Raw genomic sequence first — 22,880 nt, 5'->3', positions numbered from 1 at the left:
GCCTGAGGGTTACATCCCGTCAGGCGCACACAAAGTTCATGGGTACCAAAACTGCAACTGGGATCAAGGTAGCACGGCTACTGCCCGAGTGGGAGGTTCAGCGGCTCTCTTCGGAGTGGCGCGCGAAGCCTCGCGCGTAGACCGCGCGCGTCGCGCGGGAACCAAAGCGGGTGGGCTGCTCTCCTAAGAGGTGCCTTTTGCCCTCGATCTCGTGTTCGGAGCAGATTTCACGATGGATCCGCGTCCCCGGCGTCACCGCCCCCCGGTCCTGCCCGCGGCGGCCGTGCTGCTCACCCTCGCCGCGCTCGCGGGGTGCGGCTCCTCGGGCGACGGGGGCTCCACCCCGGCGCACGACCGCCTCACCACCGACACCGGTGGCGGCGACGGCAAGGCCACGCCGCCAACGCCCAGTCCCGCCGCGACGCCGTCGAAGGTGCTGATGCCGACCGGGCCGAGGGCGGAGCTCAAACTGGCGCGCTCGACCAAGGCCGGCCCGATCATGGTCACCTCGGTGCGCGGGGCGACGTCCGGCGTCACCGGGAAGGTCTGGGTCTGGCTGCCCCCGGAGTACGGCGACCCCAAGTACGCGGCCTACGGGTTCCCCGTCGTGATGATGTACGCGGGCGGCCAGAGCAACGGCTACAACACCTGGACCGACCCGCAGCTCCCGATCCAGGAGGCCGACGTCAAGCTCAGCAAGCAGGGCAAGGCCCACCCCTTCATCATGATCATGCCGGTCCAGAACTTCAACTCCCACGAGAACTCGGCCCTGGACTGCAGCGACATCCCCGGCCAGCCCAAGATGGGCACCTGGATGGCCAAGGACGTCCCGGACTTCGTGAAGGCGAACTTCCGCACCCTGCGCAGCCGCGACGGCTGGGGTGTCATGGGCGCCTCCACCGGTGGCTTCTGCAGCGCGAAGCTCGCCCTCCAGCACCCCGACGTCTTCAAGGCCGCCATCCCGATGGACGCCTACTTCGACCCGGACTCCCGGCTCTGGAGGGGCCACGAGGCCGACCGCCTCGCCAACAGCCCCAACACCCTCATCAAGCAGGGCAAGGCCGACGTCAGCATCCTGGCCACCGCGGGCAGCGGCGAGTCGTACGAGACCAACCTGGTCAAGACCTGGTTGAAGAAGGCCGTCGCCCCCGTCAAGGCCGAGTACTACGAGCTCCCCGGCGGCCGGCACTACACCTCCGACTTCAAGAAGCTCATCCCCCGCGCCCTGACCTGGTTCACCGACAAACTCGCCGGACCGACGGCGGGCTGAAGGGTGTTGCGAAAGTCCCGCCCGGCCAACGGGCGGACACCGCCGGTTTGACGACACGCCCCAGGACCGTCCGGACGTCTCCCGAGGGCTCACAACCACCCTCGACGGGCGGCTATGGCGCCCGCCTGGAAGCGGTTGGCGGCGCCCAGCAGGTCGTGGAGGCGGCTGATGCGGCGGCGCATGGTGCGGACGGACCAGCCGAGCTGCCGGGCTATCGCCTCGTCCTTGAGGCCGCTGACCAGGAGGGTGAGGACGAGCCGGTCCTCCTCGTCCAGGGGATCGTCGGCGGGCGCGTTGAGGGGCAGGGCCTGCTTCCAGCACATCTCCCAGTAGTCGGTGAGGGCGTCGAGCAGCGTGGAGGGACGGATCACCGCGGCGCGCACGTCGTTGAGGTCGAGCGAGAGCGGCATCAGGGCCAACCTGCGGTCCGCGATGGCGAGTTTGATGCGCAGACCCGGCAGGACGCGGGCCTGTTCGCCGTGCCGGACCAGCTCGCGGATGTCGTCCAGGACCCCGGGCCACTCCAGCGCCTCGGGGGCGTAGACCGCGCGGTACCGGACGCCGCGGCCGAGCGCCGTCGCCTCCACCGGGTTGGAGGTGGTCAGGGCGTACGGCGGCCGGTCGAGCGTCATCACGTCCTCGTGCGCCTCCTGCTGGAGCCGGACGAACCAGCGGCCGAGGGCCTCACTGCCGGTGGTGATCTCCACCTCGTCCTCGTCGGTGGCGCCGGTGCGCGCGGCGGCGAAGAGCCGGGACAGCTCGGCGGCCGCCGAGCGGACCCGTTCCAGTTCGTTGCTCCTGGCCCGCACCAGCGCCTCGACGGCGGCCTCCGGCTCGATCGCGGCGTACCGGCGGCGGGCGCCGGCGAGCCGGCCGACGAGTCCGTGGTCGCGGAGCCGGTCCAGCGCCCTGGCGACCCGTTCGGCCGAACAGCCGAGGTCGGCGGCGAGTTCGGCCGGCGCCGCCGTGCGCCGGGTCAGGACGGCGCGGTAGACGCTCTCGTCGAACGGATCGATGCCTGCCGCCGTGAGTTCCGGCGTCTCGGGAGTCATGGACGGATGGTGGCCCAGTTGTGCCAGCGGCAGCAATGGGCCACGAAGATTCGTTGTGCGGCAAGTGCCCGCACCACTAGGACCTTTACGTATGGCAATGAACTCACGAAGATCGCGTCATGCCGGTCTCGCCGCCGTCGTACTCGCCGGCACGCTGGCGGCGATACCGGGTGCCGCCACCGCGTCCACGCCCGACCCGTCGCAACGAGTGATCGTCGAACTGTCCGGGAACGCCGCGGTCACCGCCGCGCCCGGTGGATCGCTGCTGTCCGCCGACGCCGCTTCCGGTGTCGGTGCCGCCCGCCGGGCGCTCGACGCCCGGCAGGAGACCTTCCTCGGCTCGGCGAGGCACGCCGGGCTGCACCCCGCCTCAACCCGCAGGCTGGGCCTGCTCATCGACGCCGTGGCGATGACGGTGCCCGGCTCCGAGGTGGCCCGCCTCGCGCAGCTGCCCGGCGTCACCGCCGTCCTGCCCGACACCCGTGTGCTGGCGAAGACGGACGTGAGCGTGCCCCTGATCGGCGCGCCCGACGTGTGGCAGCGCAAGGACCCCGCCGGGAGCCGGGTCACCGGCAAGGGGACCACCGTCGCCATCCTCGACAGCGGGGTCGACTACACCCACCCCGATCTGGGTGGCGGGCTCGGCAAGGGCCACAAGGTCGTCGGCGGGCACGACTTCGTCAACGGTGACGAGGACACCGATGGACGACAACGGCCACGGCACCCACGTCGCCGGCATCATCGCGGGGAAGGCCGCCCGCAAGGGCGGCATCACCGGCGTGGCGCCCGACGCGAACCTGCTGGCCTACAAGGTGATGGACGCCGAAGGCGCCGGCTACACGTCGGACATCATCGCCGGCATCGAGGCGGCGTCCGACCCGGCCAACCCGCACCGCGCCGACGTGATCAACATGAGCCTCGGCGGTCCCGGAGACGGCACCGACCCGCTGGGCCGCGCCGCGACCGCCGCCGTGCGGGCCGGTGTGGTCGTGGTGGCCGCGGCCGGCAACGACGGACCCGGCCCGGGTACGGTCAGCAGTCCCGGCACGGCCGACGGTGTGATCTCGGTCGGCGCGTCGACCAGCAACGTCCGGCTGCCGAGCGCGTACCTGGCGGGCAAGAAGCCCGAACTGATCCAGACCTACCGCGGCATCGCGTCCGCGAACCCGCCGGCGCGCCCCGTCACCGCACAACTCGTCGACGTCGGCCGGGGCACCGAGGAGGACTGGCAGCGGGTCGGCGACGTGCGCGGGAAGATCCTGCGGGCGCAGTTCCTCGTCGCCTCCGACGCCCGGGACCTGTCGGGCGACGCCCTGGAATGGGCGCGTGACGCGGAGAAGCGCGGCGCGATCGCGGTGCTCGCCGGGCTGCCCAAGAACGAGGGGCCGGTGTTCGCCGCGGAGTCGCTCGGAGCGTCCGGCGCGGTCCCGCAGCCGGCGGTGACCCCGGAGCCCGGCGTGGCCCAGGTGCCGGCGTCGCCCGCGCGGATCGACGCGTCGGGCGACTCGCTGCGCATGGACCACCTGGTGGTCATGGGCATCGACGCGACCCAGTACACCGAGCTGACCACCCGGCTCGCCGCGGGGAAGGTGTCGGTGACGCTGCGCGGCACCGACACCACCGACCAGATCGCCTCGTTCTCCTCCCGCGGTCCCACCCCGGGCTTCGCCCTCAAGCCCGACCTGGTCGCGCCCGGCGTGGAGATCCGCTCCACCATCCCCACCGCCCTGTACGAGCCCGGCCAGTACCGCATGTCCGGCACGTCGATGGCGACCCCGCACGTCGCCGGCGCCGCTGCCCTGCTGCGCCAACTGCACCCGGGCCAGTCGCCGGCCGAGGTGAAGGCCGCGCTGGTCGGCACCGCGAAGCCGCTGACCGGCAGCGGGCCCACGACGCAGGGCTCGGGACGGCTCGACGTGGCCGCGGCCGCCTCGGCCACGGTCAGCGCCTCACCTGCGTCCGTGTCCTTCGGACTCGCCGACCTGTCCCGGCGTGACGTGGGCGGCACCGCCAAGGTGACGTTGCGGAACACCGGCGGGAAGCCGGTCACGACCGCACTGCGGACCGAAGGCCGGGCCACGGTCTCGCCGAAGCGGGTCACCGTACCGGCCGGCGGCACCGCCACCGTCACGGTCTCCCTGAGCGTCGCCCGCCCTTCCACCGACACCGAGATCAGCGGCCGCCTCACCGCGACGCCCGACCGGGGACCGGCGATCACGGTGCCCTACCTGCTCGCCGTCCGGCACCTGGCCGTGCAGGCCGCGCCCGACCCGAGCGACGGTCACTCGACCGTGCACATCGCCCCGCCGACCCGGCTGGCCGCACCGCCGGTCGTCACCGTCACCCCGCCGCGCGGCAAGGCCTTCGACGTCACCTCCGTCCTCGACCCCGCCAGCGGCTACTACCGGGCCGAGGTGACCGGCGGTGTGGCCGGCGCGTACCTCGTCTCGGTGCGCGGCACCGCGGGCACCGGGCAGCGCCTCACCGGCTCCAGTGCCTTCGAGGTCACCCCGGTCGACAGCCGCAAGGACCGCTGGGTGCCGGTCGGACCCAACAGCGAGGCCGGCTGGGTCTCCCTCGCACCGAGCCGGCCGGGCCAGGCCGTGCTCACCCAGTACCAGAAGGCGGCTCCCTGGCTGACGACCGACAACGGCGCCTCCTGGCGCCAGTTGGGCCGGCTGCCGGTCGCGGACGGCTACGGCCCCCTCCTGGTCGACGCCAAGAACCCCGACCGCTGGTGGTACGCCGTCAACAGCGTGCACGACGGCAGTCGCCGGGGCGCGATCCTGCGCACCGACGACAACGGGCGGACCTGGCGGCGGCTCGACGTCCCGGACGTCCGCATCACGGCCTTCGCCGCCGATGAGAAGACCCGCACGCTGGTCGCGGTCGCCTCCGACGCGCTGCTGGTCAGCACGGATGCGGGCGAGCACTGGACGACCTTTCCGACCGGTGTCACCGGGAGCGTCACCGGCGCCTCCGTCACCGGCGACACCCTCTACATGACGACGTTCCGCGGCGTCTGGGCCCGCTCCGGCATCGGCTCGGGCAACCCCGGCACGGCGCGCCGGCTCTTCGACGCGGGCGACAAGAGCGTCGGCGGACTGGCCGCGGACGCGTCCGTCGCGGCGGTGTACGTCCCGGGTACCGGCGTCGTCGGCTCCCATGACGGCGGCAGGACCTGGTCCACGCTGCTGCCCCTGCCGGAGGAGGGCCTCGGCCTGACCGTCTCGGGCGACGACCTGTACCTGCGGACGCTGACCGGCAGCGGCCGGCTCAGCCACGACCACGGACGGACGTGGACCACGGTCGCGGGACCGTCGAAGGCCGCGGTACCGATGGACTACGACCGCTGGGCCGACGGCTCGGTCACCGTCTCCAGTGAGCAGGACGGCCTCTACCGGGGCGCCGCGGACGGCACCGGATACCGGCGGATCGGCGTCCAGGGGCTGACCGTCAACGACCTCGCGGTCAGCGGCGGCCATCTGCTCGCCGCCACCGACAGCGCGATCTACCGCACCGCGCTTCCCGTCGCGAGCCCCGAGTGGGGCCGCTCGGGCGGTGAGGGCAGGATCGGCGTCCGCGTCACTCAGCTCGCCGTGTCGGCCAAGGAGCCGAAGGTGATCTGGAAGGTGCGGAGGACCGCGGTCGGCACGTTCGTCGTCGAGCGCAGCGCCGACGCGGGCGCCACCTGGGAGGAGCGCGGCACCTCGTCGGAGGTGCCGACCGCGCTCCTGGTGAACCCGGCCGACCCGAAGCGGGTGGTGGTCGGTTTCCGGAGCCTGCTGGGCCAGGGGCTCTTCGCCACCAGCGACGGCGGCGCGACGTGGAAGAACCTCTTCCACGAGCGAACCTTCGACACCATCACGGGCGACCCCGCCAACCCGCTGCGGCTGTGGCTCGGCAACTCCGCCGGCCTCTACCGGTCGGACGACGGCGGTGTCACCGTCACCAAGGTCGCGGAAGGCCCGGTGACCGCGATCGACCTGGACGGCAAGCGTCTCGTCATCGGCGGCGACAGCGTCCGCGTCAGCACCGACGGCGGCCGGACCTTCCGCACCGGCGACACCGGCGCCCTCGCGATCCACGTCTCCGACCTGCTCCGGGTCGGCGACACGCTCTACGCGGCCACCACCCGCTCCGGCGCCAGCGGCCTCCTCCAGGGCGGCCGCGGCGTGCTGCGCAGCACGGACCACGGTCTGAGCTGGCACAACATCTCCACCGGCCTGCAGAACACCGACACGACCGAACTGGCCGCGACCCCGGACGGCCGCACGCTCTACGTCGGCACCATCGACGGCGGCGTCCACCGCCTCAATCTGCGCCGCTGATCATCCCGGCAATTCCCCGAGGCCCGGCGCCCGGACGGAACCACGTCCGGGCGCCGGGCCACTGCGTTGTCCGAGGCACCGCCTACGGTGTTCGTCATGGGGACGGGGATCGAGTACGTACGGGGAGACGCGACGACGCCGCTGGGCAAGGGGCCCAAGGTGATCGCGCACGTCTGCAATGACCTGGGCGGCTGGGGCAAGGGCTTCGTGCTGGCCGTCTCGAAACGCTGGCCGGAGCCGGAGCGCGAGTACCGGCGTTGGCACCGTGAGCGCGCGGCCAACGACTTCGGGCTCGGGGCCCTGCAGGTGGTCCAGGTCGAGCGCCTGGTGTGGGTCGCCAACATGATCGGCCAGCGGGGGATGCGCAACCGGCAGCAAGGGCGTCCCGGTGCGCTACGAGGCCATCGACGCGGCGCTGGCGAAGCTCGCGGCCCGGGCGGCCGAGCTCGATGCCTCGGTCCACCTGCCCCGGATCGGCTGCGGACTGGCGGGCGGGCGGTGGGAGTGCGTGGAACCGCTGGTCCGGGGCCGGCTCGCGGAGCGCGGGGTGGTGGTGACCGTGTACGACCACGGCTGAGGGTTCGCGCGGGTCAGTGCTTCGCGCGGCTGGGTTGTACGCGTTTGGGTTCGCCGGCCATTTTCGGGTGTTCCGGGGGGTAGGGGAGGTCGCCCGCGCCGTGGTCGCGTTCGTCGCGGTCGGCGAGGTCCAGGGCCGCGGTGATCTCGAAGGCGTGGTCGTCCATGTCCGCGTGGAGGTCGCCGACCTCCGCGTAGCGGGCCGGCATCGAGACGAGGTCGAAGTCCTTCGGCACCGCGTCGTCCAGTTCCTCCCAGCGCAGCGGCGCGGAGACCGGCGCGTGCGGGAAGGGGCGGACGGAGTAGGCGGAGGCGATCGTGCGGTCGCGGGCCATCTGGTTGTAGTCGACGAAGATCTTCTCCCCGCGCTCCTCCTTCCACCACGCGGTGGTCACCCGCTCGGGCATCCGGCGCTCCAGCTCCCGCGCGATGGCGATGGTCGCCCGGCGGACCTGGGTGAACGTCCACCGGGGCGCGATGGGGATGAAGACGTGCAGGCCGCGTCCGCCGGAGGTCTTGGGCCAGCCGCGCAGCCCCATCCCGTCGAGCACGTCGCGGAGCTCGTGCGCGGCGCGCACCGCGTCGGCGTAGTCGGTGCCCGGCTGCGGGTCGAGGTCGATGCGCAGCTCGTCCGGGTGGTCGGTGTCCGCGCGGCGCACCGGCCACGGGTGGAAGGTCAGACAGCCGCGGTTGGCCGCCCACAGCACCGCGCCGACCTCGGTCGGGCAGGTCTCGTCGGCGAAGCGTCCGCTGGGGAAGGCGATACGGGCCGTCGGGGTCCAGTCGGGAAGGTCCTTCGGGGCGCGCTTCTGGAAGAACGACTCGCCGTCGATGCCCTCGGGGAAGCGCTGCAGGGTCGTCGGGCGGTCGCGCAGCGCCCGCAGGGCGCCCTCGCCGACGGCCAGGTAGTAGTGGGCGAGGTCGAGCTTGGTGAGGTTCCGCTCGGGGAAGTACACCTTGTCCGGGTGCGTCACCCGCACCGTCCGCTCGCCGATCCGCAGCTCCACCGCTTCTGCCATGCCCTCACGCTAGGACCGCTTCCGGGCGCGCGCCTCCGGAGCGCGCCGGCGTCCGGAGGCGGGCGGTCGCGAGCGGCCGCACACTCGGATCATGGACCTTCCCGTGATGCCGCCGGTCAGGCCGATGCTGGCGAAGGCGGCAGCGCGTATCCCGCCGGGGATGCAGTACGAGGCCAAGTGGGACGGATTCCGCGCGATCGTGCACCGCGACGGCCCCGAGCTCGTGATCGGGAGCCGCAACGGCAAACCGCTCGGCCGGTACTTCCCCGAGCTGGCGGAGGCGCTGCTGGAGCAGCTGCCGGAGCGCTGCGTCGTGGACGGCGAGATCATCGTGGTCTCCGGCGACCGGCTGGACTTCGACGCCCTGCAGGAGCGCATCCATCCCGCCGAGTCGCGGATCCGGCTGCTCGCCGAACGCACCCCCGCCTCCTTCGTCGCCTTCGACCTGCTGGCCCTCAACGAAGCCGCCCTGCTGGACACTCCGCTGCGGGAGCGCCGTGCCGCCTTGGAAGAGGCCCTGGCCGGCGTGGTGGCGCCCGTGCACGTCGCACCCGTGACGATGGACCTGGCGGTGGCCGAGGAGTGGTTCAGCCGCTTCGAGGGCGCCGGTCTCGACGGTGTGGTGGCCAAGTCGCCGGAGCTGCTCTACCGCCCGGACCAGCGGCTGATGGTGAAGGTCAAGCACGGGCGCACCGCCGACTGCGTCCTGGCCGGCTACCGCGAGCACAGGAGCGGGCCCGTCATCGGCTCGCTCCTGCTCGGCCTGTACGACGCGGCCGGCCGGCTGCAGCACGTGGGCGCGTGCGCGTCCTTCCCCATGCGGCGCCGCGAGGAGCTGATGGCGGAGCTGGCCCCGCTGCGCATGACCGAACCGGACGAGCACCCGTGGGCTGCCTGGAAGGACGAGGAGGCGCACGCGACCGGCCGGATGCCGGGCGCCCCCAGCCGGTGGAGCGGCGCCAAGAACCTGGAGTGGACGCCGCTGCGGCCCGAGCGGGTGCTCGAGGTCGCCTACGACCACATGCAGGTCGACCGCTTCCGCCATACGACCCAGTTCCGCCGTTGGCGTCCGGACCGCGACCCGGAGAGCTGCACGTACGCCCAGCTGGAGGAACCGGTCCGCTACGACCTCGCGAGCGTCCTCGCGTCCTCCGGTTGATCCGCTCCGTGGGAGGGAAGTGCTCCTATGCTCGGCGGCATGAGCCAGCAAAGCCCTATGCGTGGATTCGTCATGCCGATCAAGCGCCGTGTCCGCTGGACGCTGAGCCTCGGCGGCTCACGTGCTGATGGCGGCGTGGTGACGGACTACATCGAAACGGCCCGCACCGCCTTCCGGGAAGCTCTCGCGGGCCACCTGTCGTCCGTCGAGAACGCGGACGAGCGCCAGGCGCTCGCCGACCGCCACACGCCTCCCGTGGCGGAGTGGCTGTCGCGGGCGTTCGAGGCCGACCACGCCGACACCTACGCGGCGCCGGGCGTCTCGGTGACCGTGCACTGACGCCCCTCGGGTTCCCGCGCGCTACACGTCGAACGTGGCGGTCACCGGTGCGTGGTCGCTCCAGCGCTCGGGGTGCGACTCGGCCCGCTCCACCACGGCCGACGTGGCCCTGTCCGCGAGCCCCGCGGTGGCGACGTGGTAGTCGATGCGCCAGCCCGCGTCGTTGTCGAAGGCGCGGCCGCGGTAGGACCACCAGGAGTAGGGGCCGGTGGTGTCGGGGTGGAGGCGGCGGACGACGTCGGTGTAGCCGCCCTGTTCGAAGACCTTGGTGAGCCAGGCGCGCTCCTCGGGGAGGAAGCCGGCGCTCTTCTGGTTGGTCTTCCAGTTCTTGAGGTCGGCCTCGCGGTGGGCGATATTCCAGTCGCCGCAGACGAGCACCTCGCGGCCGTCGGCGGCGGCGCGGGCGCGCAGGTCCGTGAGGTGGACGAAGAACTCGGCCATGAACCGCTCCTTCTCCGTCTGGCGCTCGGTGCCGACCTCGCCGGAGGGCAGGTAGAGGCTGGCGACGGTGACACCCGGAAGGTCGATCTCGATGTACCGGCCGGAGCTGTCGAACTCGGCGGAGCCGAATCCGATCTGAACGCGGGTGGGCTCGCTGCGGCTGTAGATCGAGACGCCGGCGCGGCCCTTGGCGGCGGCGGGGGCGTGGTAGGCGGACCAGCCCTCGGGCTCGCGGACCTCGTCGGGGAGCTGCTCGGCCTCGGCGCGCACTTCCTGCAGGCAGACGACGTCGGCGGTGGTGGCCCGCAGCCAGGGCAGGAAGCCCTTCTTGGCGGCGGCACGCAGCCCGTTGACATTCACGGTCGTCACAGTCAGCACGGCAGGCTCCCGAAGTGCGGATATCAGCGCAGCGCAGCCTACGCGACCGTGACGTGCGCGAATCGGCGTGGGGCGGACCCGCACGCGTACACACGTACGATGCCGTGGTGGAGATTCGAACCTTGCGCTACGACCACCCCGACGCGGTGAAGCTCAACGACCGGGTGCAGCTGGAGTACGTCGAGCGGTACGGCGACGGCGATCTGACCCCGATGGACGCCACCCAGTTCGACCCGCCCCGGGGCCTGTACCTGGTGGGGTACGTGGACGGGGAGCCGGTCGCCAGCGGCGGCTGGCGGGCGCAGGACGAGTCGCCGGAGGGGTACTCGGACGGCGACGCCGAGCTCAAGCGGATGTACGTCGTCGACGAGGCGCGGGGCCGCGGCCTGGCGCGGCGGATACTGGCCGAGCTGGAGGCGAGCGCCGCGGCGGCCGGGCGGTCCCGCATGGTCCTGGAGACCGGTACGAAGCAGCCAGAGGCCATCGCGCTGTACGAGTCGTGCGACTACACCCCGGTGTCGAAGTTCGGGCTGTACCGGCACGAGGAGCTCAGTGTGTGCCTCGGCAAGCCACTGGACGGGCTCGTGTCGTCCGACGGCGGGTGAGCGTTCTGCGTCACTTCCTGCGACGGAAGAGGTAGGCGCCGCAGACGCCGCCGATGACGGCCACTGCGAGCAGGGCGAGCCACAGCGGCATCGTCACCTCGGGAATGATCAGCCGGATCCTGACCTGCCGGGTGTTCTCGAAGATGAAGACGAGGCCGAGCACCGCCAGCAAGGCCACCGCGATCCGGCCCGGCGTGAGCGCTTGCCGGCCGGGCGTGCCGCCGGACGTCGACTTGTCGGCTCTCGCCACGGGTCACCTGCTTTCCGGGTGACGGTCACCCCCTGTGGTCAGCTTCACCGTCCTCGGGTCCCGGGGGGCGGTCGGCTGCTCCGTCCGGGTGATGGTTCCGAGCAGGCGCAGCGCCGCCTCGGAGGAGGAGCCCGGCCCGGCGCTGTACATCAGCATCCGGTGCCCGGAGTCGTCCGGGACCTGCAGCATCTCGAAGGAGAGGTCCAGCGGGCCGATCGTCGGGTGGTGGAACGCCTTCGCGCCGAAGGTGCAGCCGTTCACCGGGTGGCGCGACCACAGGGCGGCGAACTCGGGGCTCTTCATCGTCAGTTCGCCGATGAGCTCGGCCAGCCGGCGGTCGTCGGCGTACTGCCCCGCGGCCAACCGCAGCGACGCGACCGCGCGCCGGGCCTCCTCGTCCCAGCGCGGGTACAGCTCGCGGGTGTGCGGGTCGAGGAAGAGCAGCCGCTGCAGGTTGGGGCGGTCGGCGGGGCGGTCCGGGCTCCGCGCGTCGAGGTGCCCCGCGGTCAGCGCGTGCCCGAGCGGATTCCACGCCAGTACGTCGAAGCGCCGGTCCAGGACCACGACGGGCACGTCGCGCATCGCGGCGATCAACTGCCGCGTCCCGGGCCTGGCGCTTTCGGGGCGCTCGGCCGGGCGGCGCCTGGCGCGGCCGGGGCGCGCCAGGTTGCGCAGGTGCTTGTGCTCGTCCTCGGTGAGGCGCAGCGCGGCGGCGAGGGCGTCGAGCACCCCTTCCGAGGCGTTGTTGCTCTGGCCCTGTTCCAGCCGGGTGTAGTACGCGACGCTCACGCCGGCGAGCTGCGACAGCTCTTCGCGCCGCAGCCCCGGCACCCGGCGCCTGGCGCCGTAGGAGATCAGTCCGACGTCCTCCGGCCGCAGCCGGGCGCGGCGGGTGCGCAGGAATTCGCCGAGTTCCGCGGGAGTGTCCATGCCGATCAGTCTCCTCCGCCGGCCCGTTCGCAGCCTGTCCCTGTCAGTGGCAGGCAGTGGCAGGCAGCGGCGGCGCGCGGCATCAGGTGCGCCCCTCGCTGTCCTGGGCCTGCTCCAGCAGCGGGGCGGTCGCCATCCAGCGGGCCCGCCGTACGGTGAATCCGGCGCCCTTGTAGGCGTCGCAGACCTGCTTGTCGTCATCGACGACCAGCCGGATCTCACGGGTGCGGGAGAGTCTGCGCAGGAGTTCCAGCTTCGTGACGCGGGCCGGCCTGCGGTCGTTGTCCGTCCGCATCCACACCTCGCCCGCCGGCAGTCCGTGCCGTTCCAACCAGTCGACCGTGTCGCGGCGGCAGCGTTCGGGGCGTCCGGTGACGTACTCGATGTCGCAGGCGACGGCGGTCTCCAGCGCGAGCGCCACGCCCTCCGCCAGCGGGGCGTCGTCCACCGCGGCGGCGAAGAACGCCGCCCAGTCCTTCGGCCGCCGTTCCAGGTGGATCAGCCGGTGCCGGGTGTCGGAGAGGGTCCCGTCCAGGTCGAAGACCGCCAGCGGACGGCCCCGGTCCAGTTCATCGTTCACTTGTACCTCCGCGCGAACGATAGCGCCGCGGCGGGGCGCACGGTCCCGCGGGCCCGGAGGAGCGGGGGCCGGCAGCGATACCGGGATGCGGACGCCGCCCCGCGCCGCCATCATGTGCGGATGACCTGGACCGCACCCGAAGTACCCCGTACCGATCCCCCGTTGGTCGCCGACGAGCGAACCTCGCTGGACAACTGGCTCGCCTATCACCGCGCGACCCTCCTCGCGAAGTGCGCCGGCCTCACCGGCGAGCAGCTGGCCCTGCGCCCGGTGAAGTCGTCGACCCTCTCGCTGCTCGGGCTGGTCCGGCACATGGCGGAGGTGGAGCGCTGGTGGTTCCGGACCCTTTTCGACGGCCGGACGGACCTCGGTGACCTCTACTGTCCCGACGAGGAGCCGGACGGTGACTTCGACCTCGTCGACGGCGCCGCCGCCGAGGCCGACTTCGCCGTGTTCGCGAGCGAGTGCGAACTCGCGGACCGGACCGTCGCGGGACGCTCGCTCGACGAGACGTTCGACAGCCACCCGCGCCGAGGTGGACCGATCGACCTGCGGTGGGTCTACGTCCACATGATCGAGGAGTACGCCCGGCACAACGGCCACGCCGACCTGCTGCGCGAACTGACGGACGGCGTCACCGGCTGCTGACCCCCACGCCCGCGCCGTCGGTCACCGCCCCGACCCGCTCCCGCGCTGCGGGCCCGCGTGACGCCGCGCGGGCCCGCAGCACCGCCCCGGCCAGTACCGCCACCGCGGCGGTCCCGTAGGACCAGGACTGGAGCCAACTGCCGTGGGCGCCCATCGCGTTGCCGACGTAGAGCACGGTGCCCGCGATCGGGACGGCGAGCCACTCCCAACGGCCGTCGAGCGCGACCAGGGCGACCACCAGCAGGGCGTACCAGTAGTACGAGGGCGAGGTCAGGAGTAGCGCGGTGCCGGTGACGAGCAGCGCGCCGCTCCACGGCCGGGCGGGATCGCCGCGGCGCAGGACGTAGAGCGCGGTCAGCGCTATCAGGACCACCGCGAGCGGGGCGGCGACGCCGTCCGGCAGGAACAGCCGCAGCAGCGCGAACCGGCGGACGCTGCCCGACTCGTACCCCTCCTCCCGCAGATAGCCCGGCAGATAGCCGAGGACGCCGAAGCCTGAGGTCAGGACGTAGGGCAGATAGGCGAGCGCGACCACCAGCACGGCGGGCAGCAGGACGCGCGCGGCGTCCCGGGGGCCCCGGCGGGCGAGGGCGCCGGGCAGGACGATCGCGGGCAACAGCTTGACGGCGATGGCCGCACCCAGCAGCGCACCGCGGCGCGGCAGGACGGACGTGCCGAGGGCGAGCACGGTCAGCAGCACGCCGAGGGTGTCGACGTGCGCGTCGTTGACGGCCGCGAAGGACACCGCGGGGCACCAGGCCCACAGCGCCGCACGCCGTGGATCTCCGCGCCGCCACAGGACCAGGACCAGGGCGGCGCTGGTCCCGACGGCCAGCAGCGCGCCCGAGATCTGGGTCGGCTTGTGGCGGGCGCCGTCGGGCGACAGCGCGTGGACCGCGAGGAACCAGCCCTCCGCCACCGGCGGGTAGATGGTGTTGACGCCGGGGCGGTTGATGCGGGTGCAGTCGGCGCCGGCCGTGCTCAGATCGGGAAAGGGGCAGGCCGGACCCGGCGGGAAGAGCCAGCGGTCGCGCAGCCCGGCGAGTTCCGGCGCGTTGGGCGGATGGGCGTACGGGGAGATGCCCGCGGCCTGCACCCTGCCGTCCCAGGCGTAGCGGTACATGTCGCTGCTGGTGCGCGGCGGTCCGCTCAGCGCCGCGAGGGCCAGGGCGGCGCTGCCGGCGAGCACCAGGACCGCGGCGGCGCGCACGGGGACCTCACGGACGGCCCACACGGCCGCGGCGAACAGCGCCCAGGCGGCCGCGTACCAGTACAGCAGGTGGCGCGGGTGCGCCTCGGAACCTCCTGAGCGAATGGTGACGGCGACGACGGCGGTCAGCGCGGCGACGAGGATCGAGGTGCATACGGTGCGGATTCCCACACGACCCACCGTGGCAGGCGGAGCCGCCCGCCGGCTCCCCGCCGGGCCCGGCGTCCGCGATCCGTAAGGAGTCCCTTCCCCTGTTGGGACCCTGATCGGGGGTGTGATGGGAGCATGCAGAATCCATCGGACGGGGACCGTCCCCCGAAGCCTTCGATCCCTCGCGGCAGCGCGCGGCTCGCGCTGCCCGCGCCACCCGCCTGGCTGCGTCGCGGCCCGCTCCGCGAGGGAGCGTTCACCGGACGGCTGCACGACGCCCGCACGGCCACGGTCGTCGGCCGCGCGCTGGGGGCGGCCATCGCGGTCAGTTTCGTGACGGGCCTCATCAGCCACTACCTGCAGCACCCGCCCGGCTGGGCGGCGGACCGGCTGCCCAGCCGCCCTTCGTGGGGCTACCGGCTCACCCAGGGGCTGCACGTGGCGACCGGGATCGCGGCGATCCCGCTGGTGCTCGCGAAGTTGTGGACGGTCTACCCGCGGCTCTTCGCCTGGCCGCCGGCCCGTTCGGTGGGCAAGGCGCTGGAGCGGCTGTCGATCGCGGTGCTGGTCGGGACGGTGCTGCTGCAGTTGCTCACCGGGCTGCTGAACACGCTGCAGTGGTACCCGTGGCCGTGGAACTTCGTGCCCGTGCACTGGGCGCTGGCCTGGGTCGCGATCGGCGCGCTGCTGCTGCACCTGGCGGTGAAGGCCCCGGTCATCGCCGAGCACTGGTCGCGGCGGTCGGCCGGCACGGTGCGGCTGCCCGCGGCGGACGGGCCGGACCGGCGGGCGTTCGTGCTGGGCGTCGGCGCGGCGGTCGGCGCGGTCACGCTGACGACCGTCGGGCAGTCCTTCACCCCGCTCAAGGACTTCGACCTGCTGGCGCCGCGGCACCCGGACCACGGCCCGCAGGGGCTGCCCGTCAACAAGACGGCGGCCGCGGCCGGGATCACCGCGGCGCGGCTCGCGGACTGGCGGCTGCGGGTCGCCGGGCCGCGACCGTACGAGCTGACGCTGCCCGAGCTGCGGGCTCTGGAGCAGCACACCTCGCTACTGCCGATCGCCTGTGTCGAGGGCTGGAGCAAGAGCGCGCACTGGGAGGGCGTGCGGGTGCGCGATCTGCTGGACCGGGCGGGCGCGCCGCCGGGGGCGAGGGTCAGGGTGGTGTCGCTGCAACAGGGCGGCGCCTACTCGGTGATGGAGATGGGCTCTTCCTACGCGCGTGATCCGCTGACGCTGCTGGCGCTGGCGCTGAACGGCGCGCCGCTCTCCGTCGACCACGGCTTCCCGGCCCGGATCATCGCGCCGAACCGGCCGGGTGTGCTGCAGACGAAGTGGGTCTCCCGGCTGGAGGTGCTGGCATGAAGGCGCGCATCGCACTCGGCATGGTGGGGGTGGCGGCGATGACGCTGGGCGCCGTCCAGCTGTTCACGGTTGGTGAGGTGAAGGCGCCGGTCGATGTGCCGCTCTGGCTGGCGGGCGGCATCGTGCTGCACGACGCGGTGCTCACGCCGGTGGTGCTGGCCGTCGGAGCGGCGCTGTCGCGGTGGCTGCCGCCGCACGTACGGCGGCCGGTGCGCGGCGGGCTGATCACCGCCGCGTGCCTGACCGCCGTGGCACTGCCGTTCCTGCTGCGGCCGGCCGCCACGTCCAACCCGTCGGTGCTGCCGCTGGACTACCCCCGCAACCTCGCGGTCGCGCTGGGGGCGGTGGTCGTTCTGACCGCCCTGGCGGCGGGAGGGGCTGCGCTGCGCCGATTGCGATCACATCGGCGAAACTAATGAATAGAGAGCCATCTAACCATTAGCATGTGGGTGTCGACGGAACAGTCCCGCCGACACCCACATCGGAGGCACGCGCGATGACGGCTCTGGAACTTCCCCGAGTGGCCCACCGGTTCGTCGACGTGGACGGAGTCCGCGTCTTCTACCGCGAGGCCGGCGACCCGGACGCCCCGACCCTGCTCCTGCTGCACGGCTTCCCGTCCGCCTCGCACCAGTACCGGCGGCTCATCGACGCGCTCGGCGGCCAGTACCACCTGATCGCGCCCGACTACCCGGGCTTTGGGCACAGCGACGCGCCGACCTCCCTCACCTACACCTTCGACCTGCTCGCCGACGTCGTGGAAGGGTTCTGCGAGGCCCTGGGGTTGCACCGCTTCACGCTCTACGCCTTCGACTTCGGCTCCCCCGTCGGCTTCCGCCTCGCAGAGCGCCACCCGGAGTGGGTCGCCGGGCTCGTGGTGCAGAACGGCAACGCGTACGAGGAGGGGCTCAGCCCGATAGCCCGCGCCTTCGTGGCCGAACGCCGCGAGAGCGAAGGCTCGGAGGAGCGGCAGCGCCGGATGCTGACCCTCGACTTCACCCGCGCCCAGTACGAGGGCGGCACCACCGACGCGTCCACCGTCGCTCCCGAGGGCTGGCTGCTCGACCAGCACTTCCTCGACCTGCCGGGGCGCGACGCGATCCAGCTCCAGCTGGCCTACGACTACCGCAGCAACATCGAGCTGTACCCGCGGTGGCAGGCCTGGCTGCGCGAGCACCAGCCGCCGACGCTCGTGCTGTGGGGACGCCGCGACGCCATCTTCGTGGAGGCCGGGGCGCACGCGTTCCTGCGCGACGTGCCGGCCGCCGAGGTCCACTCGTTCGATACCGGGCACTTCGCGCTGGAGGAGTGCGTCGGGGAGATCGCACCGCTGATCGCGGAATTCCTGGACCGTACGTGGGCGTGAAGCCACTCCTGGGGCGGGGTCGCGGGCGTCAGCAGCGCCACAACTCCGTGAAGTGCCGGCCGCCCACGGACCACTCCTCGACCGCCGTCCACCCCGTGCCGTCGGCGGCGGACCGCAGCGCGGCCGCGCCCAGCCGCGCCCAGGGGAAGTCGCGGCCGTACCGGCCCCGGCCGTCCTCCACCCGCACGGTGAACCGCTCGTCCACGTCGTAAGCCGCGGCCTCGACGAGCAGCCGGCCGCCGGGGGCGACCAGTTCGCCGACCCGGGCGAGCAGCGCCCGCGGGTCGCCGCCGATGCCGACATTGCCGTCGATCAGCAGCGCCGTGCCCCAGCGGCCCTCGGCGGGCAGCCGGTCGAAGACCGACCGGCACAGCACCGCGCCCCCGCTGTCCCGGGTGCGGGCCACGGCCGCCGGGCTGACGTCCACGCCGAGCGCGGGCACGCCGGTGGCCGCGATCGCCGCCACCAGACGGCCGGGCCCGCAGCCGATGTCGAGCACCGGGCCGCGCCGGCACCGGTACAGCAGCGCGGTGTCGGCGGCGTCCGGCGCCGCGCACCACCGCTCCACGTCCAGCGGCAGCAACCAGCCGTCGGCCCTGCGCAGGAAGAGCGGCCCGCGCCCGGAGCGGATCGCGTGCGCGTACGGGTCGTCGATCCACGGCGCCGGGCCTCCCGGCCGCTGGGCGATCGTCGCGGTCAAGCCGTCCGGGGGCGTCACCTGGCCACTGTCCCGCCGGTGACGGCGAGACCGGCCGGCGCACAGGCCCGCAAGGTCGCGGCGAACCGCGAACCGGGCGCGAGGGCGGCGACCTCGGCGGCGTCGGCTGCGGTGTCCACGTCGCGCAGTGCCGGCAGGTCGCGGACGCGCAGCCCGGCGTCGGTGAGCCGGCGGCGCTGGATCGCACCCGTCCGGTCCGTCGACATCGGCACCCCGGGGAACAGCGAGGGGTCGGGCTCGGCGAGGCCGACCGCCCAGAAGCCGCCGTCCTCCGCCGGGCCGAACCAAGCGTCGCAGCCCAGCCAGGCGTCGGGCCGCAGCGCCGGTTCCAGCAGGGCCGGGGTGAGCTGCGGGGTGTCCATGCCGACCAGCAGCGTGGGCCCGGCGCAGCCGGCGAACGCGGCCGCCAGCCGTTCGTCCAGGCCGCCGGGCGCCTGCGGAACGACGTCGAAGCCCGGCGGCAGCCAGGGGCCGGGCGCGCCGTCGAGCACCAGCACCCGCCGCCGGGCCGGGACGCGCAGGACCGCGTCGAGGGTGTCGGCGAGCGCCGCCTCGGCGAGTGCCGCCGCCTGGCGCGGGGTGTACGGCGGGGTGAGCCGGGTCTTGACCCGCCCCGGCACCGGCTGCTTGGCGATCACGAGCAACGTCGTCACGCCGGGGGTGCCCGTCATCGGGCGACCTGGCCGAGCGGGGAGGCCTGGGTGGCCGTCGGGGCGGCCGCCGGTTGACGCAGTACCGCGCTCATGTCCCGGACGGCGTGCCAGGTCCCGCGCCAGGTGCCGGTCACCTTGGAGCGGCCGGTTCTCGGCGCGTACGGGACGTCGGTCTCGGCGACGCGCCAGCCCGCGTCGGCGGCGCGAACGAGCATTTCGAGCGGGTAGCCGGACCGGCGGTCGGCCAGTTCCAGGCCGAGCAGCGCCGCGCGCCGGGCGGCCCGCATCGGGCCGAGGTCGTGCAGCCGCAGGCCGGTGCGGCGGCGGACGAGCCGGGCCAGTTCGAGGTTGGCGAGCCGGGCGTGCGGTGGCCAGGCGCCCCGGGTGGTGGGCCGGCGGCGGCCCAGCACCAGGTCGAGCTCTCCCCGCAGCACCGGGTCGGCGAGGGACGGCAGCAGGGCCGGGTCGAGCGAGGCGTCGCAGTCGCAGAAGCAGACGATGTCGGCGGTCGCGGCGAGCAGTCCGGCGTGGCACGCGGCGCCGAAGCCCCGCACCGGTTCGCTGACCACGGTCGCGCCCAGGGAGGCGGCCAGGTCGGCGGAGCCGTCGGACGAGCCGTTGTCGACCACGATCGCCCGCCATCCGGAGGGAATGCGCTCCAGCACCCAGGGCAGGGCGCCGGCCTCGTCCAGGCATGGCAGTACGACGTCGACAGGCGGTGTCGGTGAGTTGGTCACGCTCCTCACCCTACGAATCAGAGTCCGACATTCCGGACGTTGGATCCTTACGAAACGCGGACGCCGACACCCCGATCCGCCACCCGGGAGCCCGTCCCCCGCCTCCGGTGCCAGACTCGAAGCGTGACCACCGACCCCGCACAACGCCGCATCCTCGTCGTCGACGACGATCCGACCGTCGCCGAAGTCGTCGCGGGATACCTCCACCGCGCCGGCTTCGTCGTGGACCGGGCCGCCGACGGACCCACGGCGGTGGCCCGTGCCGCCGCCGTCCGCCCGGACCTCGTCGTCCTCGATCTGATGCTGCCGGGACTGGACGGCCTGGAGGTGTGCCGGCGGATACGCGAGCGCGGACCCGTCCCCGTGGTGATGCTGACCGCCCGCGGCGACCAGGACGACCGGATCCTCGGACTCGAGGTCGGCGCGGACGACTACGTCACCAAGCCGTTCAGCCCGCGCGAGCTGGTGCTGCGCGTGGAGTCCGTGCTGCGCCGCGCCGGGACGCCGCCGCCCGACGGCCCCTGGCTGCGGTCGGGGCCGCTCGCGCTGGACCCCGCCGCCCGGCGCGCCACCCGTTCCGGCGAGGAACTCGCCCTGACCATACGGGAGTTCGACCTCCTCGCGTTCTTCCTCCGGCACCCCGGGCGGGTGCTCGGGCGCGAGGAGCTGATGCGGCGGGTGTGGGGCTGGGAGTTCGGTGATCTGTCGACCGTCACCGTCCATGTGCGGCGGCTGCGCGAGAAGGTCGAGGACGATCCGGCCCGACCGCTGCTGATCAGCACGGTCTGGGGCGTCGGCTACCGCTTCGACCCGCCGGGCGGTTCGCCGGCCGGCGATGCGGCATCGGCCCTCACGGAACCGGCGGCACAGGAAGCGGTGAGCCCCGATGCATGACGTCCTGCTGATAGCGGCCTACGCGGCGGTCGGCGCCGCGGCCGCCGGGCTCCTCGGCGCGCTGGCGCTGCGCCTGCTGCGGAACCGGTCGGTGGCGCTGTCGCTCGCGGTGGTCGCCGCCGTCACGGTGGCCGCGATGCTCGCCGGCACCCTCTCGGTCGCCTGGGCCATGTTCCTGTCCTCGCATGACCTGGGCGTGGTCATCACGGTCTGCGCGATGGCCGCCGTCGTCTCGCTGGGCGTGAGCCTGCTGCTCGGCCGTCGGGTCGTCGCGGGCAGCCGCGCCCTGGCGACCGCCACCCGCGACTTCGGCGACAACGACACCTTCGCCGCGCCCGCCGGGCCGCCGACCGCCGAGCTCGCCGATCTGGGCCGCGAACTGGCGGCCACCAGCGCGAAGCTCGCCGCGTCGCGGGAGCGCGAACGCGCGCTGGAGGCGTCCCGCCGGGAGCTGGTGGCGTGGATCTCGCACGATCTGCGCACCCCGCTCGCCGGGCTGCGCGCCATGGCCGAGGCGCTGGAGGACGGCATAGCGGAGGACCCCGCGCGCTACCACGCGCAGATCAGAACCGAGGTGGAGCGGCTCAGCGGCATGGTCGGCGACCTCTTCGAGCTCTCCCGCATCCAGGCGGGCGTGCTGTCCCTGGTGCCGTCCCGGATGTCCGTCTACGACCTCGTGGGCGACGCCATCGCCGGCGCGGATCCGCTGGCCCGCGAGCACGGCGTCCGGCTGATCGGTGACGGCGTCGAGTCCGTCCCGGTGGAGGTCGACGGCCGCGAGATGACGCGGGTGCTCGCGAACCTGCTCGCCAACGCCATCCACCGCACCCCGGCCGACGGAACGGTGGCGGTCTCCGCGCACCGCGAGGCGGACTCCGTGGTCCTGTCCGTCACCGACGGCTGCGGCGGCATCCCGCCCGCCGACCTGCCCCGGGTCTTCGACACGGGCTGGCGCGGCACCGGAGCCAGGACGCCTCCCGCGGGGGCCGGACTCGGCCTCGCCATCGTCCGCGGCATCGTCGAGGCGCACGCCGGCCATGCCGCCGTCAGCAACGTGGAGGGCGGCTGTCGCTTCGAGGTCGTCCTGCCGGCCGCGTCCGGCTGACCGCCGCATACCGGGTCGGCGTCAGGCCGGGGTGGGCGTTCCCCGCAGTGCGGCGTGGGCGAAGTCCCGCACTCCCTCGGTGAAGCCGACGGCCGGTGCCCAGCCGAGGTCGGCGCGGATGCGCGCGGACGAGGCCGTGATGTGCCGGACGTCGCCGAGCCGGTACTCGCCCGTCGTGACGGGGGCGGGGCCGCCGGTGGCCGCGGCGAGGGCGGCCGCCATGTCGCCCACGGAGTGCACGGTCCCGCTGCCGACGTTGTAGGTCCTCAGCCCACCGGAGGGTCCGTCGGTCAGTGCGCCGAGAGCGGCCGCGTTGGCGGCGGCGACGTCCCCCACCTGCACGAAGTCCCGGCGCTGGCCGCCGTCCTCGAAGACGCGGGGGGCCTCACCGCGCGCCAGGGCGGAACGGAAGAGCGCGGCGACGCCCGCGTACGGGGTGTCGCGCGGCATCCCCGGGCCGTAGACGTTGTGGTACCGCAGGGACACCGCGCGGCCGTCGGTCGCGCGGGCCCAGGCGGCGGTCAGGTGTTCCTGGGCGAGCTTGGTGGCCGCGTAGACGTTGCGCGGGTCGGTCGGGGCGTCCTCGGTGACGAGGCCGGGGGCGAGCGGATCGCCGCAGTGCGGGCAGAGTGGTTCGAAGCGGCCCGCGTCGAGGTCGGCGACCCGGCGCGGTCCCGGACGGACGACGCCGTGCCGCGCGCAGGCGTACCGGCCCTCGCCGTAGACCACCATGGAGCCGGCCAGCACCAGGGACCGCACCCCGGTGGCGGCCATGGCGGCGAGCAGTACGGCGGTGCCGTGGTCGTTGCAGCTGACGTAGTCGGGCGCGTCGCGGAAGTCCTTGCCCAGTCCGACCATGGCGGCCTGGTGGCAGACCGCGTCCACCCCGCGCAGCGCGTCCTCGACGGCCGCGCGGTCCCGGACGTCGGCCCGCCGCCAGTCGGCTCCCGCCGGAAGGGGGGGCGGTTCGGCGCGCTCGCCGTGGGCGGCGGGGAGCAGTGCGTCCAGGACGCGCACGTCGTGCCCGGCTTCGACGAGGGCGGTCACGATGTGCGAGCCGATGAAGCCCGCGCCTCCGGTGACGAGTGTCAGCATGCTCAGAAC

At 73.5% G+C, this 22,880-nt stretch carries 24 protein-coding genes and 1 pseudogene; 12 read left to right on the top strand and 13 right to left on the bottom strand.

Annotated elements, in window-relative coordinates; translation table 11 throughout:
• Positions 1-232 precede the first annotated feature (232 nt).
• Complete coding sequence (locus tag M2266_RS28660) at positions 233-1,270, top strand: alpha/beta hydrolase-fold protein (protein WP_277440799.1); 1,038 nt, start codon at positions 233-235, stop codon at positions 1,268-1,270.
• A gap of 89 nt (positions 1,271-1,359) precedes the next feature.
• Here the strand turns inward: M2266_RS28660 and M2266_RS28655 are convergent, their stop codons facing one another.
• The 3 genes from M2266_RS28655 to M2266_RS28645 all read right to left on the bottom strand — a co-directional run bounded on the left by M2266_RS28655 (position 1,360) and on the right by M2266_RS28645 (position 3,034).
• Positions 1,360-2,322 carry a helix-turn-helix domain-containing protein gene (locus M2266_RS28655; protein WP_277440798.1) on the bottom strand — a complete coding sequence of 321 codons (963 nt, stop codon included), beginning with the start codon at positions 2,320-2,322 and terminating at the stop codon, positions 1,360-1,362.
• 103 nt (positions 2,323-2,425) lie between these two features.
• Positions 2,426-2,674 carry a hypothetical protein gene (locus tag M2266_RS28650; RefSeq protein WP_277440797.1) on the bottom strand — a complete coding sequence of 83 codons (249 nt, stop codon included), beginning with the start codon at positions 2,672-2,674 and terminating at the stop codon, positions 2,426-2,428.
• An 18-nt stretch (positions 2,675-2,692) separates the two neighbouring features.
• A complete protein-coding gene (locus M2266_RS28645; protein ID WP_277440796.1) occupies positions 2,693-3,034 on the bottom strand; it encodes a hypothetical protein in 342 nt (113 codons plus the stop codon).
• Here M2266_RS28645 and M2266_RS28640 point away from each other — a divergent pair.
• Complete coding sequence (locus M2266_RS28640; RefSeq protein WP_277440795.1) at positions 3,024-6,653, top strand: S8 family serine peptidase; 3,630 nt, start codon at positions 3,024-3,026, stop codon at positions 6,651-6,653. The two genes, M2266_RS28645 and M2266_RS28640, sit on opposite strands and share 11 nt — an antisense overlap.
• Before the next feature lie 96 nt (positions 6,654-6,749).
• Positions 6,750-7,230: pseudogene (locus tag M2266_RS28635) on the top strand (Appr-1-p processing protein).
• Between the two features lie 13 nt (positions 7,231-7,243).
• Here M2266_RS28635 and ligD read toward each other — a convergent pair.
• Positions 7,244-8,248 carry a non-homologous end-joining DNA ligase gene (gene ligD, locus M2266_RS28630; protein WP_277440794.1) on the bottom strand — a complete coding sequence of 335 codons (1,005 nt, stop codon included), beginning with the start codon at positions 8,246-8,248 and terminating at the stop codon, positions 7,244-7,246.
• A gap of 91 nt (positions 8,249-8,339) precedes the next feature.
• On the opposite strand from ligD, the gene M2266_RS28625 reads away from it, so the two are divergent.
• Both M2266_RS28625 and M2266_RS28620 read left to right on the top strand, forming a co-directional pair.
• Positions 8,340-9,407 (top strand): ATP-dependent DNA ligase, encoded by a 1,068-nt coding sequence (locus tag M2266_RS28625; RefSeq protein WP_277440793.1) that lies wholly within the window; start codon positions 8,340-8,342, stop codon positions 9,405-9,407.
• 39 nt (positions 9,408-9,446) lie between these two features.
• Positions 9,447-9,746: a hypothetical protein gene (locus M2266_RS28620; protein ID WP_277440792.1), complete on the top strand. Its 300-nt coding sequence runs from the start codon at positions 9,447-9,449 to the stop codon at positions 9,744-9,746.
• Between the two features lie 21 nt (positions 9,747-9,767).
• Here M2266_RS28620 and M2266_RS28615 read toward each other — a convergent pair whose 3' ends face one another.
• Positions 9,768-10,565: an exodeoxyribonuclease III gene (locus M2266_RS28615; RefSeq protein ID WP_277440791.1), complete on the bottom strand. Its 798-nt coding sequence runs from the start codon at positions 10,563-10,565 to the stop codon at positions 9,768-9,770.
• 107 nt (positions 10,566-10,672) lie between these two features.
• Here M2266_RS28615 and M2266_RS28610 point away from each other — a divergent pair, with 107 nt between their 5' ends.
• On the top strand, positions 10,673-11,170 hold the full coding sequence (locus tag M2266_RS28610) for a GNAT family N-acetyltransferase (protein WP_277440790.1): 498 nt from the start codon (positions 10,673-10,675) through the stop codon (positions 11,168-11,170).
• Between the two features lie 10 nt (positions 11,171-11,180).
• On the opposite strand, the gene M2266_RS28605 is transcribed toward M2266_RS28610, so the two are convergent.
• The 3 genes from M2266_RS28605 to M2266_RS28595 all read right to left on the bottom strand — a co-directional run bounded on the left by M2266_RS28605 (position 11,181) and on the right by M2266_RS28595 (position 12,930).
• On the bottom strand, positions 11,181-11,420 hold the full coding sequence (locus M2266_RS28605; RefSeq protein WP_277440789.1) for a DUF1049 domain-containing protein: 240 nt from the start codon (positions 11,418-11,420) through the stop codon (positions 11,181-11,183).
• 3 nt (positions 11,421-11,423) lie between these two features.
• On the bottom strand, positions 11,424-12,350 hold the full coding sequence (locus M2266_RS28600; protein ID WP_277440788.1) for a helix-turn-helix transcriptional regulator: 927 nt from the start codon (positions 12,348-12,350) through the stop codon (positions 11,424-11,426).
• A gap of 82 nt (positions 12,351-12,432) precedes the next feature.
• Positions 12,433-12,930: a hypothetical protein gene (locus tag M2266_RS28595; protein WP_277440787.1), complete on the bottom strand. Its 498-nt coding sequence runs from the start codon at positions 12,928-12,930 to the stop codon at positions 12,433-12,435.
• Positions 12,931-13,050: 120 nt separating this feature from the next.
• Between M2266_RS28595 and M2266_RS28590 the strand changes: the two genes are divergently transcribed.
• The gene (locus M2266_RS28590; protein WP_277440786.1) at positions 13,051-13,578 is read left to right on the top strand and encodes a DinB family protein; all 528 of its coding nucleotides are present in this window, start codon (positions 13,051-13,053) and stop codon (positions 13,576-13,578) included.
• On the opposite strand, the gene M2266_RS28585 is transcribed toward M2266_RS28590, so the two are convergent.
• A complete protein-coding gene (locus M2266_RS28585; RefSeq protein ID WP_277440785.1) occupies positions 13,565-14,959 on the bottom strand; it encodes a glycosyltransferase family 87 protein in 1,395 nt (464 codons plus the stop codon). The two genes, M2266_RS28590 and M2266_RS28585, sit on opposite strands and share 14 nt — an antisense overlap.
• Positions 14,960-15,073: 114 nt before the next feature.
• Between M2266_RS28585 and M2266_RS28580 the strand changes: the two genes are divergently transcribed.
• The 3 genes from M2266_RS28580 to M2266_RS28570 all read left to right on the top strand — a co-directional run bounded on the left by M2266_RS28580 (position 15,074) and on the right by M2266_RS28570 (position 17,669).
• Positions 15,074-16,303: a molybdopterin-dependent oxidoreductase gene (locus tag M2266_RS28580; RefSeq protein ID WP_277440784.1), complete on the top strand. Its 1,230-nt coding sequence runs from the start codon at positions 15,074-15,076 to the stop codon at positions 16,301-16,303.
• Positions 16,300-16,719, top strand: coding sequence for a hypothetical protein (locus tag M2266_RS28575; RefSeq protein WP_277440783.1), 420 nt, complete (start codon positions 16,300-16,302; stop codon positions 16,717-16,719). The genes M2266_RS28580 and M2266_RS28575 overlap by 4 nt, the downstream gene beginning before the upstream one ends.
• Before the next feature lie 80 nt (positions 16,720-16,799).
• The gene (locus M2266_RS28570; protein WP_277440782.1) at positions 16,800-17,669 is read left to right on the top strand and encodes an alpha/beta hydrolase; all 870 of its coding nucleotides are present in this window, start codon (positions 16,800-16,802) and stop codon (positions 17,667-17,669) included.
• A gap of 28 nt (positions 17,670-17,697) precedes the next feature.
• Here M2266_RS28570 and M2266_RS28565 read toward each other — a convergent pair whose 3' ends face one another.
• The 3 genes from M2266_RS28565 to M2266_RS28555 are packed head-to-tail and all read right to left on the bottom strand — an operon-like array spanning position 17,698 to position 19,786.
• Complete coding sequence (locus M2266_RS28565) at positions 17,698-18,369, bottom strand: methyltransferase domain-containing protein (RefSeq protein ID WP_277441396.1); 672 nt, start codon at positions 18,367-18,369, stop codon at positions 17,698-17,700.
• 14 nt (positions 18,370-18,383) lie between these two features.
• A complete protein-coding gene (locus M2266_RS28560; protein ID WP_277440781.1) occupies positions 18,384-19,058 on the bottom strand; it encodes a DUF2064 domain-containing protein in 675 nt (224 codons plus the stop codon).
• Positions 19,055-19,786 (bottom strand): glycosyltransferase family 2 protein, encoded by a 732-nt coding sequence (locus M2266_RS28555; protein ID WP_277440780.1) that lies wholly within the window; start codon positions 19,784-19,786, stop codon positions 19,055-19,057. The genes M2266_RS28560 and M2266_RS28555 overlap by 4 nt, the downstream gene beginning before the upstream one ends.
• A gap of 141 nt (positions 19,787-19,927) precedes the next feature.
• Here M2266_RS28555 and M2266_RS28550 point away from each other — a divergent pair, with 141 nt between their 5' ends.
• Entirely contained in the window at positions 19,928-20,671 is a 744-nt protein-coding gene (locus M2266_RS28550; RefSeq protein ID WP_346780963.1) for a response regulator transcription factor, read from the top strand.
• Complete coding sequence (locus M2266_RS28545; RefSeq protein ID WP_277440778.1) at positions 20,664-21,776, top strand: HAMP domain-containing sensor histidine kinase; 1,113 nt, start codon at positions 20,664-20,666, stop codon at positions 21,774-21,776. The genes M2266_RS28550 and M2266_RS28545 overlap by 8 nt, the downstream gene beginning before the upstream one ends.
• Before the next feature lie 21 nt (positions 21,777-21,797).
• On the opposite strand, the gene M2266_RS28540 is transcribed toward M2266_RS28545, so the two are convergent.
• Positions 21,798-22,871 carry an NAD-dependent epimerase/dehydratase family protein gene (locus M2266_RS28540; RefSeq protein WP_277440777.1) on the bottom strand — a complete coding sequence of 358 codons (1,074 nt, stop codon included), beginning with the start codon at positions 22,869-22,871 and terminating at the stop codon, positions 21,798-21,800.
• Positions 22,872-22,880: the final 9 nt, after the last annotated feature.

The organism is Streptomyces sp. SPB162, from assembly GCF_029504575.1.
GTDB lineage: Bacteria > Actinomycetota > Actinomycetes > Streptomycetales > Streptomycetaceae > Actinacidiphila.
The sequence above is the reverse complement of the archived record's forward strand: the minus strand, read 5'-3'. Positions and strand labels throughout refer to the sequence as shown.